The following is a 2869-nucleotide window of genomic DNA, read 5'->3' on the forward strand; positions in this document are numbered from 1 at the left end:
GTAGTGGCGAGCGAACGCGGACCAGGCCAGTGGCCGATCGGTCAGAACCGGAACCGTCTGGAACGGCGGGCCATAGCGGGTGACAGCCCCGTACGGGTAGAACGCCGATCGGTCCTCGAGTAGGGCGGGACACGGGAAATCCTGTCCGAAGACGGGGGGACCACCCTCCAAGCCTAAGTACTCCTTGGCGACCGATAGTGCACGAGTACCGTGAGGGAAAGGTGAAAAGCAGCGCGACGAGCGCGGTGAAACAGACCCTGAAACCGGATGCCTACAAGCAGTCGGAGCCCTCCCTTCCGGGTGGGGTGACGGCGTACCTTTTGCATAATGGGTCAGCGAGTTGATGTCGGCAGCAAGCTTAAGCCGCTAGGCGTAGGCGCAGCGAAAGCGAGTCTGAACAGGGCGCGAAGTTGTCGGCATCAGACCCGAAACCGGGTGATCTAGCCATGGGCAGGTTGAAGGTGGGGTGACACCCACTGGAGGACCGAACGCACGCCTGTTGAAAAAGTCGGCGATGACCTGTGGCTAGGGGTGAAAGGCCAAGCAAACCCGGAGATAGCTGGTTCTCCGCGAAAGCTATTGAGGTAGCGCGTCGGACGATGACCCTCGGGGGTAGAGCACTGGATGGGCTAGGGGGGCGCAAGCCTTACCAAACCTAACCAAACTCCGAATACCGAGGCCTTTAGTCCGGCAGACAGGCGGCGGGTGCTAAGGTCCGTCGCCGAGAGGGAAACAGCCCAGACCGCCAGCTAAGGCCCCCCAATCGTGGCTAAGTGGGAAAGGATGTGGGAAGGCCATAACAACCAGGAGGTTGGCTTAGAAGCAGCCATCCTTTAAAGAAAGCGTAACAGCTCACTGGTCTAACAGCCGTCCTGCGCCGAAGATGTAACGGGGCTCAAGCCACGTGCCGAAGCTGCGGGCGCGTCGATGCGCGCGGTAGCGGAGCGTTCCGTAAGCCCGTGAAGGTCAGCCGTGAGGCTGGCTGGAGGTATCGGAAGTGCGAATGCTGACATGAGTAGCGACAAAGAGCGTGAGAGACGCTCTCACCGAAAGTCCAAGGGTTCCTGCGCAAGGTTAATCCACGCAGGGTGAGCCGGCCCCTAAGGCGAGGCCGACAGGCGTAGCCGATGGGAACCAGGTCAACATTCCTGGGCCCGCGGGTGGTGACGGGATCCGACCGTTGTCCGGGCTTAACGGATTGTCCGGGCAGCCGAAGATCTCCAGGAAACAGCCCCCGCACCTGGACCGTACCCGAAACCGACACAGGTGGACTGGTTGAGCATACCCAGGTGCTTGAGAGAACGGCGTTGAAGGAACTCGGCAAATTGCCCGCGTAACTTCGGGAGAAGCGGGACCCCTCGCCGGGCAACCGATGGGGGGTGGCACAGACCAGGGGGTGGCGACTGTTTACTAAAAACACAGGGCTCTGCGAAGTCGCGAAGACGACGTATAGGGTCTGACGCCTGCCCGGTGCCGGAAGGTCAAGGGGAGGGGTGCAAGCTCCGAACCGAAGCCCCGGTAAACGGCGGCCGTAACTATAACGGTCCTAAGGTAGCGAAATTCCTTGTCGGGTAAGTTCCGACCTGCACGAATGGCGTAACGACTTCCCCACTGTCTCCAACGCCGGCTCAGCGAAATTGAATTCTCCGTGAAGATGCGGAGTACCCGCGGTCAGACGGAAAGACCCCGTGCACCTTTACTACAGCTTTGCACTGGCACGCGATGGGGCATGTGTAGGATAGGTGGGAGCCAGTGAAGCGCGGGCGCCAGCCCGCGTGGAGGCAACCTTGAAATACCACCCTTGGCTCATTGCGTGTCTAACCGCGGGCCCTGAACCGGGCTCCGGGACCCTGCATGGCGGGTAGTTTGACTGGGGCGGTCGCCTCCCAAAGAGTAACGGAGGCGCGCGATGGTGGGCTCAGGCTGGTCGGAAACCAGCCGCCGCGTGCAAGCGCACAAGCCCGCCTGACTGCAAGGCCGACAGGCCGCGCAGAGACGAAAGTCGGCGCTAGTGATCCGGTGGTCCCGCGTGGAAGGGCCATCGCTCAACGGATAAAAGGTACGCCGGGGATAACAGGCTGATAACCCCCAAGAGTCCCCATCGACGGGGTTGTTTGGCACCTCGATGTCGGCTCATCACATCCTGGGGCTGAAGCAGGTCCCAAGGGTTCGGCTGTTCGCCGATTAAAGTGGTACGTGAGCTGGGTTTAGAACGTCGTGAGACAGTTCGGTCCCTATCTGCCGTGGGTGTTCGAGACTTGCGAGGATCTGCCCTTAGTACGAGAGGACCGGGGTGGACGAACCTCTGGTGGACCGGTTGTCGCGCCAGCGGCACCGCCGGGTAGCTAAGTTCGGACGGGATAACCGCTGAAGGCATCTAAGCGGGAAACCCACCTCAAAACCAGGTCTCGCCATCAGAGCCGTGGTAGACCACCACGTCGATAGGCCGGAGGTGCAAGCGCGGCAACGCGTGCAGCCAACCGGTCCTAATCGCTCGATCGACCTCGACCCCTCCAGCGGCAACCGCACCCGCCCATGCCCCGCTCGCCAGCCGTCCCGCCCCTCGCCCCAAAGGCGAAAGGGCCGCTTGCTCGACCTGGTGGCCACAGCGCCGGTGCCCCACCCGATCCCATTCCGAACTCGGCCGTGAAACCCGGCCGCGCCCATGGTACTGCGCCTCAAGGCGCGGGAGAGCAGGTCGCCGCCAGGTCCAGCAAGCGGCCCCCCAGACCGTCACCACCCAACGATCCCCCTCCCCGGCCGCGCCGCCAAGGCGAACCCGGAGCCCGCACGCGGGGTGGAGCAGCCCGGTAGCTCGTCAGGCTCATAACCTGAAGGTCGCAGGTTCAAATCCTGCCCCCGCAACCAA

Annotated in this window: 1 tRNA gene and 2 rRNA genes (1 of these 3 only partly in view); all 3 read left to right on the forward strand. The window is 62.6% G+C overall.

What is annotated here, in order from left to right:
- Positions 1-2511, forward strand: a 23S ribosomal RNA gene (locus U1T56_RS23835); it begins 236 nt to the left of the window's first position.
- A gap of 84 nt (positions 2512-2595) precedes the next feature.
- Positions 2596-2710 (forward strand): 5S ribosomal RNA (gene rrf, locus U1T56_RS23840).
- 81 nt (positions 2711-2791) lie between these two features.
- Positions 2792-2868 (forward strand) — tRNA-Met (locus U1T56_RS23845).
- The last annotated feature ends 1 nt before the right edge of the window (position 2869 follow it).

The sequence above is a fragment of the Benzoatithermus flavus genome, assembly GCF_037908215.1.
GTDB lineage: Bacteria > Pseudomonadota > Alphaproteobacteria > Geminicoccales > Geminicoccaceae > Benzoatithermus > Benzoatithermus flavus.